Origin of the sequence: Belnapia sp. F-4-1 (genome assembly GCF_000802185.1) — a bacterium.
Classification (GTDB): Bacteria; Pseudomonadota; Alphaproteobacteria; order Acetobacterales; family Acetobacteraceae; genus Belnapia.
The window spans coordinates 4,399,154-4,413,766 of record NZ_KN676113.1 but is presented as its reverse complement, the minus strand read 5'-3'; the positions used below and the strand labels follow the sequence as shown (position 1 = coordinate 4,413,766).

Annotated in this window: 12 protein-coding genes and 1 tRNA gene; 7 read left to right on the top strand and 6 right to left on the bottom strand. The window is 71.0% G+C overall.

From position 1 onward, the window contains the following. Positions 1 to 17: 17 nt before the first annotated feature. On the bottom strand, positions 18 to 2,339 hold the full coding sequence (locus tag LH62_RS20925; protein ID WP_052215032.1) for a 1-deoxy-D-xylulose-5-phosphate synthase N-terminal domain-containing protein: 2,322 nt from the start codon (positions 2,337 to 2,339) through the stop codon (positions 18 to 20). A 236-nt stretch (positions 2,340 to 2,575) separates the two neighbouring features. On the opposite strand from LH62_RS20925, the gene LH62_RS20920 reads away from it, so the two are divergent. The 4 genes from LH62_RS20920 to LH62_RS20905 are packed head-to-tail and all read left to right on the top strand — an operon-like array spanning position 2,576 to position 6,973. Then, a complete protein-coding gene (locus tag LH62_RS20920) occupies positions 2,576 to 4,081 on the top strand; it encodes a CHASE3 domain-containing protein (RefSeq protein WP_043363960.1) in 1,506 nt (501 codons plus the stop codon). Continuing rightward, positions 4,078 to 4,512 carry a response regulator gene (locus LH62_RS20915; protein ID WP_043363958.1) on the top strand — a complete coding sequence of 145 codons (435 nt, stop codon included), beginning with the start codon at positions 4,078 to 4,080 and terminating at the stop codon, positions 4,510 to 4,512. Before LH62_RS20920 ends, LH62_RS20915 begins: the two co-directional genes overlap by 4 nt. A 25-nt stretch (positions 4,513 to 4,537) precedes the next feature. Then, positions 4,538 to 5,575 (top strand): sensor histidine kinase, encoded by a 1,038-nt coding sequence (locus LH62_RS20910; protein ID WP_144404565.1) that lies wholly within the window; start codon positions 4,538 to 4,540, stop codon positions 5,573 to 5,575. Positions 5,576 to 5,623: 48 nt separating this feature from the next. Further along, positions 5,624 to 6,973 carry an IS1182 family transposase gene (locus LH62_RS20905; RefSeq protein ID WP_043359747.1) on the top strand — a complete coding sequence of 450 codons (1,350 nt, stop codon included), beginning with the start codon at positions 5,624 to 5,626 and terminating at the stop codon, positions 6,971 to 6,973. Between the two features lie 48 nt (positions 6,974 to 7,021). Here the strand turns inward: LH62_RS20905 and LH62_RS20900 are convergent, their stop codons facing one another. Next, the gene (locus LH62_RS20900) at positions 7,022 to 8,017 is read right to left on the bottom strand and encodes a lipid A deacylase LpxR family protein (RefSeq protein WP_052214755.1); all 996 of its coding nucleotides are present in this window, start codon (positions 8,015 to 8,017) and stop codon (positions 7,022 to 7,024) included. 54 nt (positions 8,018 to 8,071) lie between these two features. Between LH62_RS20900 and LH62_RS20895 the strand changes: the two genes are divergently transcribed. Beyond that, a tRNA-Ser gene (locus tag LH62_RS20895) sits at positions 8,072 to 8,158 on the top strand. A gap of 202 nt (positions 8,159 to 8,360) precedes the next feature. Further along, positions 8,361 to 9,389, top strand: a complete 1,029-nt coding sequence (gene adhP / locus LH62_RS20890) for an alcohol dehydrogenase AdhP (RefSeq protein ID WP_043363953.1) — start codon at positions 8,361 to 8,363, stop codon at positions 9,387 to 9,389. 19 nt (positions 9,390 to 9,408) lie between these two features. Here adhP and LH62_RS20885 read toward each other — a convergent pair whose 3' ends face one another. Both LH62_RS20885 and LH62_RS20880 read right to left on the bottom strand, forming a co-directional pair. Beyond that, the gene (locus tag LH62_RS20885; RefSeq protein WP_043363951.1) at positions 9,409 to 10,308 is read right to left on the bottom strand and encodes an alpha/beta hydrolase; all 900 of its coding nucleotides are present in this window, start codon (positions 10,306 to 10,308) and stop codon (positions 9,409 to 9,411) included. Beyond that, positions 10,308 to 11,477, bottom strand: a complete 1,170-nt coding sequence (locus LH62_RS20880; RefSeq protein WP_043363949.1) for a M20 aminoacylase family protein — start codon at positions 11,475 to 11,477, stop codon at positions 10,308 to 10,310. Before LH62_RS20880 ends, LH62_RS20885 begins: the two co-directional genes overlap by 1 nt. Before the next feature lie 155 nt (positions 11,478 to 11,632). Between LH62_RS20880 and LH62_RS20875 the strand changes: the two genes are divergently transcribed. Further along, on the top strand, positions 11,633 to 12,172 hold the full coding sequence (locus LH62_RS20875; protein ID WP_043363948.1) for a GGDEF domain-containing protein: 540 nt from the start codon (positions 11,633 to 11,635) through the stop codon (positions 12,170 to 12,172). Between the two features lie 55 nt (positions 12,173 to 12,227). On the opposite strand, the gene LH62_RS20870 is transcribed toward LH62_RS20875, so the two are convergent. Both LH62_RS20870 and LH62_RS20865 read right to left on the bottom strand, forming a co-directional pair. After that, complete coding sequence (locus LH62_RS20870) at positions 12,228 to 13,604, bottom strand: MATE family efflux transporter (protein WP_043363946.1); 1,377 nt, start codon at positions 13,602 to 13,604, stop codon at positions 12,228 to 12,230. After that, on the bottom strand, positions 13,601 to 14,530 hold the full coding sequence (locus LH62_RS20865) for a 2-dehydropantoate 2-reductase (protein ID WP_043363943.1): 930 nt from the start codon (positions 14,528 to 14,530) through the stop codon (positions 13,601 to 13,603). The genes LH62_RS20870 and LH62_RS20865 overlap by 4 nt, the downstream gene beginning before the upstream one ends. Positions 14,531 to 14,613: the final 83 nt, after the last annotated feature.

Sequence of the window (14,613 nt, the reverse complement as noted above, 5' to 3'; positions counted from 1 at the left end):
ACCCTTGAGTTCGTAAGCTACCCCAGAAGTGCCTGCGCGCAGGCGTCCAGGATGCTGTCCGCGTCCAGACCGTATTCGCGGTAAAGATCCGGGATGTCGCCGGCTTGCCCGAAGTGGTCTACGCCGAGCGGCACCACCCGCTGCCCGCGCACCGCGCCAAGCCAAGCATGCGCCGCCGGATGCCCATCGAGCACCGTCACCAGCGCCGCATCCGGCGCCAGCGGCGCCAGTAGCTGCTCCACCCAGCTCGGCGCCCCGAACCCGCCCCGCGCCTTGCGCCGCGCCGCCAGCCACTCGGCATGCAGCCGGTCCGGGCTGGTGATGGCGAGCAGCCCCGCCCTCGGCTCCTCCGTCCGCAGCTCCTCGAAGGCCGCCACCGCCTCCGGCGCCACCGGCCCCTGATAGGCGATCGCGATCCGCGCCCCCGGCGCCGGCGGCACCACCCAATGCCCGCCGGCGATCACCGCCGCTGGGTCGAGCTTCCGCTGGGGCTGCTCCAGCCCGCGCGTCGAGAGCCGCAGCCACACGGCGCTGCCGTCGGGCTTCTGCATGTGCTCGAAGCCCCAGCGCATCAGGATGCTGAGCTCATCCGCATGGGTCGGCTCGTAGCTGGCCAGCCGGTCCTGCGCGATGCCGATCAGCGGCGTGTTGATCGACTGGTGCTGCCCGCCCTCCGGCGCCAGCGTCAGCCCGGACGGCGTGCTCACCAGCATGAACCGCGCATCCTGGTAGCAGGCATAGATCAGCGCATCGAGGCCACGGTTGACGAAGGGATCGTAGACCGTCCCCACCGGCAGCAGCCGCGCTCCGTAGAGCGAATGCGACAGCCCGAGCGCCCCCAGCAGCAGGAACAGGTTCTGCTCGGCGATGCCGAGCTCGATGTGCTGCCCCTCCGGCGACATCCCCCAGCGCTGCGCCGAGGCGAGCTTCGCATCCCGGAACACGTCGTTCTTCAGGTGCCGGTCGAAGACGCCGCGCCGGTTCACCCAGGCCCCGAGATTGGTCGAGACGGTGACATCCGGGCTGGTGGTGACGATCCGGCTGGCGATCGGCGCCGACGCCCCTTGCCCCCGCCCCAGCTCCGCCAGCACCTCGCCGAAGGCCGCCTGGGTCGACAGCTTCCGCCCGGCCGGCACCCGCGGCATCGGGAAGGCCTCCGGCACCGGCACCGCGGGCGAGGCCAGCCGCCGCCCCTCCTCGGCCAGCTGCTTCGCGAAGGGCACGCCCTCGATGAAGGCGCGCAGCTCCGCCTCCGGCACGTCGAGCCCGACGAAGGGCTCCCATTCCTGCCCGTCCTCGATGCCCATCTCGCGCTTGAAGCCGGCCATCTGCTCCTTGGTCATCAGCCCGGCATGGTTGTCCTTGTGCCCGGCGAAGGGCAGGCCCATGCCCTTGATGGTGTAGGCGATGAAGCAGGTCGGCTGGTCGCCCGCGGCATCCTGCGCCCGGAAGGCTTCCAGCAGCGCCGCCACGTCATGCCCGCCGAGATTGGTCATCAGCGCGCCCAGCTCCTCGTCGGAGAGCGGGTCGATGATGGCGCGGATGCCCTCCTCGCGTCCCAGATCGGTCAACAACGCCGCCCGCCAGGCAGCGCCCCCCTGGAAGGTCAGCGCCGAATAGAGGCTGTTCGGGCAGTCGTCGATCCAGCGGCGCAGCGACTCGCCCCCCTCGCGGGCGAAGGCCGCCTCCAGCTTCCGCCCGTATTTCAGGGTGACGACATTCCACCCCATGTCGCGGAACAGGCCCTCGATCCGCCCGAAGAGCCGGTCCTGCACCACGGAATCGAGGCTCTGGCGGTTGTAGTCGATCACCCACCAGACATTGCGGACATCGTGCTTCCAGCCCTCGAGCAGGGCTTCGTAGATATTGCCCTCGTCCAGCTCCGCATCGCCGACGATGGCGATGTGCCGCCCCGCCGGCACGCCCGGCCGACTGAGCTTGTGCAGGTGCACGTAGTCCTGCACCAGGCTGCCGAAGCTGGTCAGCGCCACGCCGAGGCCGACGGAACCGGTGGAGAAGTCCACCTCCGGCCCGTCCTTCACCCGCGAGGGATAGGGCTGGATGCCGCCGAACTGCCGCAGCGTCTCCAGCTTCGCCCGGTCCTGCCGGCCGAGCAGGTAGTTGACGGCGTGAAAGACCGGCCCCGCATGCGGCTTCACCGCCAGCCGGTCCTCGGGCTTCAGAATCTCGAAATAGAGCGCTGTCATGATCGAGATGACGGAGGCGCAGGAGGCCTGATGCCCACCCACTTTCAGCCCGTCCCGGTTCGGGCGGACATGGTTGGCATGGTGGATCATCCAGGCCGAGAGCCACAGCAGCTTGCGCTCCATGGCATGCATCAGCCGCAGCCGCTCGCCTTCCGACTCGCGGTCGGCCCGCACCAGGTTGGTTGCGCCATTCGCCAGGACGTTCACCGGGGGTCCTCCCGCATTCTCGGACAGGACGCATCTGGCCCTGCCTGCCCCCGCTCGGCAAGGGCGCAGCCATCGTTGCGGCATCGGTGCCGCTTGCGGTTGAGCCGGCCACTGGCTAATGCGCTGGGTCGATCACGCCGCGAAAGGCCATAGCCGGCGCCATGCCCTTCAACAAAACCAGGTTCGGCCGCCTTTCGCTGCTGCTGATGGCGATCGGCTTCGCCGCGCTGCTCACCACCAAGGTCGGCATGCTCTGGCTGGTCGAGGAGACGCGGAGCTTCGCCACCGGCGTCATCACCACGCAGGAAATCCGCACCGCCGCCGGCCGCGTCCTTTCCCTTGTCCAGGATGCCGAGACCAGCCAGCGCGGCTACCTGCTGACCGCCGAGGATGCCTATCTCGAACCCTACCGCCACGCCATGACCGAACTGCCGCGCGAGATACCTGCGCTGGTCGCGAGCATCATCGCCGATGGCGGCAGTGAGGTGGCTGCCCGCAACCTGCAGCGGCAGGTGGAGGCGAAGCTTGCCGAACTGGCCGAGACCGTCGCCCTTGGCCAGGCTGGCGACCGGGAGGGCGCCCTGGCCTTGGTCCGCACCGACCGCGGCAGGGCGGAGATGGATGCCATCCGCCAAGTCGTCGCCGGCATCGAGGCCCGCAGCCTCGCCCGCGGCCGGGCCCGCAGCGAGGGGCTGGTCAGCAATGGCCGCCTCCTGCTGCTCGGCTCGGCCGGCGCCCTCCTGCTGATGCTCGCCGTCACCATCGGCGCCGGCCTGCTCGCCCGCCGCTACACCCAGGCGCTGGAGACCGCGCAGGCGGAAGTCGTCACCGCCAATGCCTCGCTCGAGGCCCGGGTCGCGGAACGCACCGCTGCGCTTGCCGCCGCCAATGATGAGGTGCAACGTTTCGCCTATATCGTATCGCACGACCTTCGTGCGCCCCTGGTGAACGTCATGGGCTTTACCACCGAGCTGGAGGCGGCTGTCGAGCCGCTTGGGGCGTTGCTGGCCGCCACCGAGCGGGAGGCGCCCGCCCTCGTCACCCCCGAGGCTCGCGCCGCGGTGCTGGAGGACATCCCCGAGGCAGTCGGCTTCATCCGCTCCTCCACCGCGCGGATGGACCGGCTGATCAACGCCATCCTCCGCCTTTCGCGCGAGGGGCGCCGGCTGCTGCACCCGGAGCCGATCGACTTCCAGGCGCTGCTCGCCGGGCTGGTGGCGACGCAGCAGCACCAGCTCGACGAGGCGGGCGCCAGCGTCAGCCTCGCCCCCGGCCTGCCACGAATCCACAGCGACCGGCTGGCGGTGGAGCAGATCTTCGGCAACCTCATCGACAATGCGGTGAAGTATCTCGACCCGGCCCGTCCCGGCCGCATCGCCATCCGCGGCCGCACCAGCGGCAGCCATGTGGTGGTCGAGGTCGAGGATAACGGGCGCGGGATCGACCCGCGCGACCACGGCCGGATCTTCGAGCTTTTCCGCCGCTCCGGCCGGCAGGACAGGCCGGGCGAAGGCATCGGCCTCGCCCATGTGCGGGCGCTGGCCCGCCGTCTCGGCGGCGATGTCGTATGCCGCTCGGCCCCCGGCCACGGCTCCACCTTCCGCGTGACCCTGGCGCTCACCGCGCCCGCCCAGCCGCAGAGCGCAGCAGAGGACATCCCCGCATGAACGCCGCCGCCCAGGCCGTCACCATCGTCATGGTCGAGGATGACGAGGGCCACGCCCGCCTGATCGAGAAGAACCTGAAGCGCGCCGGCGTCTTCAACGAGGTGCGCCACTTTCTCGACGGCACCTCGGCACTGGATTTCCTGGTCGGCCAGGGCCGGCCGGAGCACCGGCCGCTGCTGGTGCTGCTCGACCTCAACCTACCGGACATGTCGGGCTTCGACATCCTGGCCAAGCTGAAGGCCGACCCGCAGCTCAAGCCTGCACCGGTGATCGTGCTGACCACGACGGATGACGAGCGCGAGATTCGCCGCTGTTACGAATTGGGATGCAGCGTCTATATCACCAAGCCGGTCAACTATGAGACCTTCGCCCAGGCCGTGCGCCAGCTCGGCCTGTTCCTGGCGGTGATCCAGGTGCCCCCCACGCCATAGGCCGCCCTTCCCTCTCATGAACCCGATGCCCCGCCGCATCCTTTATATCGACGACGAGCCCGGCCTGCGCCGGCTGGTGCAGCGCGACCTGGAGCGGCATGGCTACGCGGTGGTCACCGCAGCCGACGGCCTCGCCGGCCTGGCGCTCGCCGCCGCGGAGGCCTTCGACGCAATCTGCCTCGACCACTACATGCCCGGCCAGGACGGACTCGACACCCTCACCCAGCTGCGCGCCCTGCCCGCGCAGCCGCCGATCATCTACGTCACCGGCTCCGACGAGGGCCGCATCGCCATCGCCGCACTGCGCGCCGGGGCGGCAGACTATGTCATCAAGGAAGCCGGCGGCGACTTCCTGCTGCTGCTCCGCACGGCGATCGAGAGCGCCATCGAGCGCGAGGCGCTGAAGCGCGCGCACGACGCAGCCGAGGCCGCGGTGCGCGAGGCCCGCGACCGCGCCGAGGAACTCGCCAACCAGCGCGCCGTGCTGCTGCGCGAGGTGAACCACCGCGTCGCCAACAGCCTCCAGCTCATCGCTTCCCTCACCCGGCTGCAGGAAGGCGCGGTGCAGGACCCGGCGGCGCGCGAGGTGCTGGCCGCCATGCGAAACCGCATCGCCGCCGTCGCCCAGGTGCATCGCCGCCTCTACACCTCGGACGACGTGCGCAGCGTGGCGCTGCACGACTACCTGGCCGGGCTGGTGGAAGAGATCGCCCGCTCGGTCGGCGGTCGCCCGATCGGCTTCGAGGCGGTGCCGATCGAGGTGCCGACCGACCGCGCCGTCTCGCTCGGCGTCATCCTCACCGAGCTCGTCACCAACGCGCTGAAATACGCCTATCCGGCAGGCGAGGACGGTCCGATCACCGTGCGGCTGGAGCGGCAGGACGAGCACGGCCTGCTCGCGGTGCAGGACCGGGGCGTCGGTGCCGCGGCCACGCCATCGGCCACCGGCACCGGCCTCGGCCGCCGCATCGTCGAGAGCCTGTCGCACAGCGTCGGCGGGCTGGTGACCCAGACCGCCGGGCCGGGCGGCACCGCGGTCTCCATCCGCTTCTCCCTAGCCTAGCAGCTTGTCGGATTCCCATCTGGCCTGAAATGGGCGAATCTGGCGGGCATGACAGGGTTCATTCCGTTCAGCCGCGAGCAGGCCTTTCTGCTGCCGCCGGATGCCAAGGACTGGTTGCCGGCGGACGACGTGGCGCACTTCGTAGTGGCGGCGGTGGACCGGGTGCCGCTCGGCGCCTTTGCGGTGCGGCCGATCCCGGGCGGCAAGGCGCAGTATCACCCGCGCCTGCTGCTGGCGCTGCTGATCTACTGCTATGCGAACGGCATCTTCTCCTCGCGGCGGATCGAGCGGGCGACCCACCGCGACATTGGGGTGCGCTACGTGGCGGCGAACCTGCACCCCGACCACGACACCATTGCCGCCTTCCGCCGGGCCAACCGCGCTGCCTTCGAGGCGGCCTTCCTGCAGGTGCTGCTGCTGGCGCGCGAGAGCGGCCTGCTGCGGCTCGGGACGGTTTCGATCGACGGCACCAAGCTCGACGCCAACGCCTCCAAGATCCGCTCGGTGCGGTATGACCGCGCCAAGGCGCTGCGCGTCAGGCTCGCTGCCGACATCACCGACCTGACCAACCGCGCCGAGGCGGCCGACGCTGAGGCCCAGCCCGACCCGCAGGCGCTGCCCGCTGAGATCGCCAGGCGCGAGGCGCTCAAGGCCAAGCTCGATGCCGCCTGCGCCCGGCTGGAGGCCGAGGCCCGTGCCGAAGCCGAGGCCGCCCGACCCGAGTATGACGCCAAGCGCGCCGCCTACGAGGCCAAGACGGGCCGGCGGGGCCGCCCGCCCAAGCCGCCCAAGGACGATCCGCCGCCCGAGCGGCAGTCCAACCTCACCGACCCCGACAGCGCGCTGATGCGCCGCTCCGACGCCCATGAGTACCGCCAGGCCTACAACGCCCAGGCTGTGGTCTGCGCCGAGGGCTCGCAGCTGATCCTCGCCACCGGCGTCGTCGCCACCTCGGCCGATGCGCCGAGCTTTGCCGCAACCATCCTCGGCATGGAGGGCGGCATCGGCCTGCCACAGACCGTCCTCGCCGACACCGGCTTCGCCTCAGGCGAGGCAGTTGCCGCCCTCGAGGCGCACGGGATCGAGCCGCTGGTCGCCATCGGCCGGACCCAGCCGCACCGCGCCTACGACTTCCGGCCGCCACCCCAGCCCAGGACGCCACGCCGCATCACCGAGCCCTGGCGCCTCGCCATGGTGGCCAAGCTCGAAACCCCTAATGCCAAAGCCCGCTACGCCCGTCGCAAGCAGACCGTCGAGCCCGTCTTCGGCACCATCAAGTCAGCCCTCGGCTTCACCCGCTTCCACCTCCGCGGCCTCGCCAAGGTCACCAGCGAGTGGACCCTCGTCGCCCTCGCCTACAACTGCCGCAGGCTCCACAACCTGCGGCTCGCAGCCTGATCGCGCCTCAACCCTCGGCCTGACACCAAGTGCAAATCCGACAGGCTGCTAGAACGAGACCGACAGCGAAAGCGCGCCGAAGACGAATTCCTTCTTCTGACCGACGAATTCTTTGCTGCGGAAGTTCTGCGTATAGCTCAGCCGGACATTGTGCCAGAAGACCGCGGCGCCGACCTCAAGGTCGCCGACGAAGGGCCGGTGATCGACCGAGCGGCTGTCCCGGTAGGTGTTGCCGTCGAGGAAGATGTCCCGTGCCACCGCCCGCCCGCCGGCGCCGGCGAAGAGGTACCAGCCGAATCCCTCGCCCACCGCGGCCGGCGTGTCGGCGACGGTCGGGCGGATTCGCGGCGCGCCAAAATCGCGGTCCAGCCCCTGGCCGATGCGGATGCGCCCGCCGATCCCGGCATAGGTCTGCACGGTGCCTGCGGCCAGGGTCACACTCGGCAGCGTGTCGACGCCGAGCCCGCCCGGCAGCGTCGCAACCGGGAGGCGCCAGATGCGATCGTAGTTCAGGTTGAAGACCGGCTCGTCCCGCAGCTGGTAGCGCCAGCCCCTCGCTTCCCGGTCGCCGAGGATGGCATGCACCACATCCTGCGTCGGCCGCGCCAGCGAGCTCGGCCCCACCACGCCGACCTGCAGGCCGAACCGGTCAAGCGTGGTCTGCGTCCGCCGGTCGAGTGAGAGCTCGGCATAGAGATAGCCGGCATAGGGCCGGTCGCGCGGGTCGGGGTTGCGGAGTTGCTTGTCGACGGGCGTGAACATGTTCTGCCCGAAGCCGAGGCCCCAGCGGCTCCGAGCCGGGCCGAACAGCCCGGCCAGCGCATTGTCGAGCGCCGCCATCGGCCCCGGCAGGTTGTCCTCTGCCGAGGCCCAGTTGAAGCGGAAGCCGTTGGTGTACCAGCGGTCCGTGTTGCGGGCGTAGCTGTCGTTCTCGGAGACGAAGCTGACAGCTCCGCGCCGGTCCGGAGCCGGAAGATCCTGTGCCGCGGCCGTGCCGGCGAGCAGGGTGAGGGCAGGCAGGGCTGCGGCAAGCGATCGCTTCATTTGTCCCATCCCAGGAGAGGCGCTAGATGTACCCCCTCGGACGCCGGGCGCAAAGGATGGGTGGCCGAGTGGTCTATGGCAGCGGTCTTGAAAACCGCCGTGGGTGCAAGCTCACCGTGGGTTCGAATCCCACCCCATCCGCCGGCCTGGCCGCAAACCCTCCCCGCCCGCCGCTGCAGTTCACCTGCTCTCTTGATCCCGATCAATGCGGCGCCCGGCTCCGGGCCGCAGGATCAGCGCCACAGGACGCCGGATGCGGGTCCCACCACCGCGGGGTGCAGCGCGCCGCGCGGCCCGCTCCGGTCCTCGCGGACGCCGCCGGGCAGAGTCAGGAGAGTTCCCCATGGCCAGGTTCATGAAAGCCGCCGTCGTCCGCGAATTCGGCAAGCCGCTTGTTCTGGAAGAGGTGACTCTACCTACCCCCGGCCCGGGCCAGATTCTCGTGAAGATCGCCGCGACCGGCGTTTGCCACACCGACCTGCATGCGGCGGAAGGCGACTGGCCGGTGAAGCCCAAGCCCCCCTTCATTCCCGGCCATGAGGGCGTCGGCCATGTCGCCGCGGTCGGCGCGGGCGTCCGGCATGTCAGGGAGGGCGACCGCGTCGGCGTACCCTGGCTCTACACCGCCTGCGGCCATTGCAGGCATTGCCTCGGCGGCTGGGAGACGCTCTGCGCCGACCAGCAGAACACCGGCTATTCGGTGAACGGCAGCTTCGCCGAATACGTGGTCGCTGATCCCAACTATGTCGGCCACCTGCCCGGCAACGTCTCCTTCACCGACATCGCGCCCATCCTTTGCGCCGGCGTCACCGTCTACAAAGGGCTGAAGGTGGCCGACACCAGGCCCGGCGACTGGGTCGTCATCTCAGGCATCGGCGGGCTTGGCCACCTGGCGGTGCAGTATGCCCGGGCGATGGGCCTCAACGTCATCGCCGTCGACATCGACGATGCCAAGCTCGACCTCGCCCGCCAGCACGGCGCGGCGCTGGCGGTCAACGCCATGCAGGAAGACCCGGCCGCCTTCGTGAAGCGCGCGGTCGGCGGCGCCCAGGGCGTCCTCGTCACCGCCGTCTCGCGGCAGGCCTTCGCGCAGGCGATGGGTATGGTCGGCCGCGGCGGCACGGTCTCGCTGGTCGGCCTGCCGCCCGGCGACTTCCCAATCTCGATCTTCGACACCGTGCTCAACGGCGTGACCGTCCGCGGCTCGATCGTCGGCACGCGCCTCGACCTGCAGGAGGCGCTCGACTTCGCCGGTGCGGGCAAGGTCAAGGCGACGGTCGCCACCGACCGGCTGGAGAACATCAACGACATCTTCGCCCGCATGCATAAGGGTGACATCCAGGGCCGCGTTGTCATCGACTTCGCGCAATAGGCGCCGGATCGGGGCTGCCCTAATCGGGCCCGAGCACGAAGCGCAGCCCCCGATTCACCGCGACCGGTATCTCGGAGAAATGCGTCTCCCCGGGGATCGGCTCGAACTGCGCCGCGATGCCGAGGTCACGCAGCCGGTCCGTCATCTCCCTGGCCCGCGCCGGGATGCGTAAGCGCCCGATGCTTTCCCGCCGCATCGCCGCATCCCCCGCCGCCGCCTGGAAGGGCGCCAGCCGCTCCTCGAACTCCCCGGCGCCGAGCAGGGCCCGTGGCTGCCCCCGCTCGGCCGGCGGCAGCGCGGCAAACCGCCCCTGCGCCTGCGCGATCAGCTCCGCGTCGAATTGCAGCGAGGGGCTGAACGCCGCCCAGTGCGTGAAGGCACGCGGCCGCATCAGCAGCGACCAGACCACGCAGAGCCCGCCGAGCGAATGTCCGAACAGCCCCTGCCGCGCCCGGTCGAGCGGCACCTGCGCGGCGACGAAGGGCTGCACCTCTTCCACGATGAAGCGGAGGAAGCCCTCCGCCCCGCCGGTGCGCCCCTTCTCCGGTGGCGGCGTCAGGTCGAAGGCGCGGCGCCGGTCGTCATAGGCCGCCTCGGTCGGATAGCCGATGCCGACCAGCACCCCGTCGCGGATGCCGGTCTCGCCGGGGAAGGCCGCCTGCACCCGAAGCGCATCGCTGGCGATTCCCATCACCGCATTGGCGTCGAGCAGATAGAGCGCCGGCCACCCCCCGGCCGGCGCCGGCCCGTCCGGCTGACGGAGGAAGATGCGGTAAGGCGGCCGCCCGCCCGCCTTCGGCGCCAGCTCGAATTGCCGCACCCCCGGCATCGCCGCCGGCGTCCCGTTCTGCGCCCCCGCCGCCCCGCCGAACGCCGCCGCGCCTGCCAGGCCGAGCGCTGCCCGCCGCGACAGCGCCATCAGCCCTGCGCCCCCTTCGGCAACTCGCGCTCCACCAGCCGCGCCAGCAGCGCGGCGCCATAGGGGATGGCCGCGTCGTTGAAATTGTAATGCTGGTTGTGGACGGTCGCGCTGTCGCCATTGCCGACATGCAGATAGGCACCCGGCACCCGCTCCATCATGAAGCTGAAATCCTCCGACCCCATCCCCGGCGCCTTGGTTCGGTCGACCTTCGCCTCGCCCACGATTTCGGCGGCCGCCGCGGCGAAGCGCTCGGTCTGCTCCGGCGCGTTGATGGTGGGGGCGAAGATCAGCCGGAAATCGACGCTCGCCGTCGCCCCCAGCCCGGCCGCGACGCCTTCCGCTACCCGCTTCATCCCCTCCTCGAGCAGCCCCCGCGCCCGCGCGCTGAAGAAGCGCGCGGTGCCCGAAAGCTTCGCCGTCTGCGGGATGACGTTGTAGGCGTCGCCCCCCGTCACCTTGGTGATGCTGAGCACCGCCGTCTCCATCGGCGGCATGTTCCGCGCGACGATGGATTGCAGCGCCGTGGCGATGTGGCAGGCGGCCAGCACCGGATCGACCCCCGCTTCCGGCCTCGCGCCATGCGACCCCTTGCCCTCGACAGTGATGTCGAAGAACGCCCCGCCCGCCGCCGTCGGCCCGCTGCGGATGGCATATTCTCCGACGGGCAGCCCAGGCCGGTTGTGCATGGCGAAGACCTGGCCGCAGGGGAAGCGCTCGAACAGCCCGTCCTTCAGCATGGCGAGCGCCCCGCCGCAGCCTTCCTCCCCCGGCTGGAAGATGAAATTGACCGTCCCGTTGAAGGCCCGGGTCTCCGCCAGGTACTGCGCCGCGCCGAGCAACATCGTCGTATGGCCGTCATGCCCGCAGGCATGCATCCGCCCCGGCGCGGTGCTGCGATAGGGCAGGTCGTTGGCCTCCTCCATCGGCAGCGCGTCCATATCGGCGCGCAGCCCGATCGCCGCCTCGCCATTGCCCGAGCGCAGCACGCCGACGACGCCGGTGCCCCCCACCCCGCGATGCACCTCGATCCCCCACTCCTCCAGCTTGCGCGCGACGAGCTCCGCCGTGCGATGCTCCTCCATGCCGAGCTCGGGATGGGCGTGGATGTCCTGGCGGATGGCGGCCAGTTCGTCCCGGCGGCGGGCGATGGCGTCGAAGGCGGTCATGCGGGGATCCTCGGGGTTTCGTTCCCGCCGAGCAGACCCCGGCACGCCGCCCCCGGCAAGGGTGCCGCGTCTGGTTTTGCTGCGGGTTAATCAGGCGGCAACCGTATTGATCGACACCACGTTCCAGGATCACCCCGGCAGGATCGCACGCCCTCATGACCCCCGCTCCGCTGAGCGACGACCCGAATGGCCGCCACCGCGACCCGATGACCGGCGCGGTCACCGAGGAGGCCCTGCTGCATTTCCTCGAGGCGGTGCTCGCCATGGCGGAGCCGGTCGGCCCGCAGGTCGGCATGCTCTGCCTCGGCATCGACGGGCTGGACGGCATCACCGCCCGGCACGGAACCGCGGTGCGGGACGCGGCACTGCTCGGCGTGGCCGACCGGATGCATGAGCGCATCCGCGTACAGGATCTGGTCGGGCGCGTCGATGGCGGCTTCGGCGTCTGCCTCGCCGATATCTTCCCCGCCCAGGCGGTGGCGGCGGCCGAGCGCCTGCTGCGCTGCATCCGTGCCATGCCGGTGCCGACGCCGATCGGCGCCCTCGCCCTTACCTGCAGCGTCGGCCTGGTGCTGAGCCGCGGCGGGACGGATCAGGCTCCGATGCTGCTCGATCGGGCACGCGACCTGCGCGAGGCGGCCCGCCGATCGGGCGGCGACAGCCTCGTCACCTCCCTCCAGGGCAGGCCGGGCTAGCCCCCCTCCAGCATCGGTCCCTGCCCAAAGCCCATCCCGCTTTCGCGGGGCGTCGTCAGCGGAACCACGCCCCGCCCCGGATCACCGCCGCCAGCAGCACCCCATAGACGACGAGCCCTGCCGCCAGCGCCGCGAAGACCCAGGCGAGCGAGCCGGTGAGGTGAAGCGCCAGCCAGCCGCCGCCCACCGCGATCACCAGCCGGATCAGCCCCGCCAACAGTGGCCAGCCGAGCTTCCCCGCCCCCTGCGAGGCGAAATAGAGCGCCAGCCCCAAGCCGAAGAAGCCGTAGGTCGGCCCGACCACCCGCAGATAGGCGGCCCCCGTCTCCAGCATGCGGGGATCGTCGCCGAAGAGCCCGAGCCAGGCCTCCGGCCACGCCGCCGCCGACAGCCCCACCGCCTCCGCGACGAGGAAGGCGAGCACCCCGCCGGTCAGCGCGATGCGCAGCGCCCGCGCGCCTTGTCCCGCTCCGATATTCGTCCCCACCAGCGCCACCAGCGGCGCCCCGAGGCCGAAGACCAACGGGATCAGCAGGTACTCCAGCCGCGTCCCCGTCCCATACCCCGCTACCGCATCCGGCCCGCCAGCCCGCGCCACCACCGCCGTCGTCAGCGCGATGGTCAGCGTCGTCTGCAGGGTACTGACCGAGGCGACGGCCCCGACGCCCAGGATGTCGCCGAACAGTGCCCGGCGCAGCCGCCCCCGTCGTAGCCGCGCGATGCTCCGCCCGGAGAGCACCGCCCAGCCGAGGATCGCGGTCGTGAGTCCCGTGCCGATCACCACCGCCCAGCCCCCGCCGGCGATGCCAAGGGCCGGTACTGGCCCGTAGCCATGGATCAGCAGCGGCGAGAGCGGCACCAGAACGACCACGCCGATGACGATGGCGACCGAAGGCAGCAGCATGGCGCCGGTGCCGCGCAGCACGCTGGCGAAGGCATTGCTCAGCCAAACCAGCACCGCCCCGCCGAACACCACGTCGGAATAGGCGAGCGCCGCCCGCAGCGAGCCGCCCTCGCCACCCAAAGCGGCATAAAGCGCCGGGCCGAAGACGAGCAGCAGCGCGGTGAAGCCAAGGCCGAGTACGCCGTTGATGACCAGCGCATGGAGCACCAGCGCATCCGCATCTTCCCGCCGGCCTGCCCCGAGCGCCCGCGCCACGGCCGCGGCAATGCCGCCGCCGACCGCGCCGCCGGAAAGCATCTGCATCATCATGAAGCCGGGGAAGACCAGCGCCATGCCGGCCAGCGCCTCGGTGCCGAGATGCGAGACCCACCAGGTCTCGATCAGCCCGACCGAGGCCTGGGCCAGCATCACCAGCGTATTCGGCCAGGTCAGGCGCAGCAGCGTCGGCACCACCCGCCCATGCAGCAGCATGCGGGTGCGGGGGCTCATCGCCACGGCACCGGGCGCGAGGGAGGTCGCGGCGCTCATGCCGCCCGCCCGCCCTGGGCGTTGTAGACCTGCAAATGACCGAAGGCGGCTGCCAGCAGCGGCGAGTCGAGGCCCCGCTCCCGTCCGCGCCGGATCAGGTCGCCGATGATGTGCTCCGCCTCGACCCTCGGCGCTCCCTGCTGGATGTCCCGCATCATCGAGGCCGCCCAGCGCGATTGTGGGTCGGTCAGCGTCCGGTCGGCCAGGGCGACGGCGGGCGGCCGCGGCGCATGCCCATGCGCGGCGGCGATGGCCCTTGCCTCGGCGAGCCGCCCGCGGGCGATGGCCGGCCCATCCTCCGTGGCCATCACCTCGCCGACGGTGCCGTGCATCAGGCAGGTGAGCGCCGCCCCCGGCGCCAGCATGCACCACTTCTCCCAGAGATCCTGGAGGATGCCCTCCGATGCCCGCGCCGCCACCCCGCCCGCGACGTAGGCCTCCGCCAGCGCCCGCACCTCCGGAGTGACCGCGCCGCTCCGGTCGCCGACCACCAACGTATCCGCCGGGCCGGCATGGCGGATCGTGCCATCCGCCTCCATCATCGTGGCGATATAGGCGACGCCGCCCAGCACCCGAGCCGTGCCGAACCGCTCATCCAGCGCATCGAGATGCGCGATGCCGTTCAACAGCGGCAGCACCAGGCTCCCCGGCCCCATCGCGGGCGCGATGGCCTCCATCGCCGGCCCGAGATCGTAGGCCTTGCAGGTCAACAGGACGACATCGAAGGGCCCGCCGACTTGCCCAGCCTGCACCACCGGCAGGCGCCGCCGGCGGACCTCGCCCCGGCTGGCGACGACCAGCCCGTCGCGCTCCAGCTGCGCCGCTCGGCCGGGACGGACCAGCAGGGTCACATCCGCCCCCGCCTCCGCCAGCCGCAAGCCGTAATAGCCGCCGATGGCCCCGGCGCCGAGGGAAAGGATTCGCATCGCTGGCCCTTTTTGATGACGATCGCTATTTATATGCGCATGATTGGCCCCGTCATCAAAAGCTGTCAACCACCCGCTCCAGA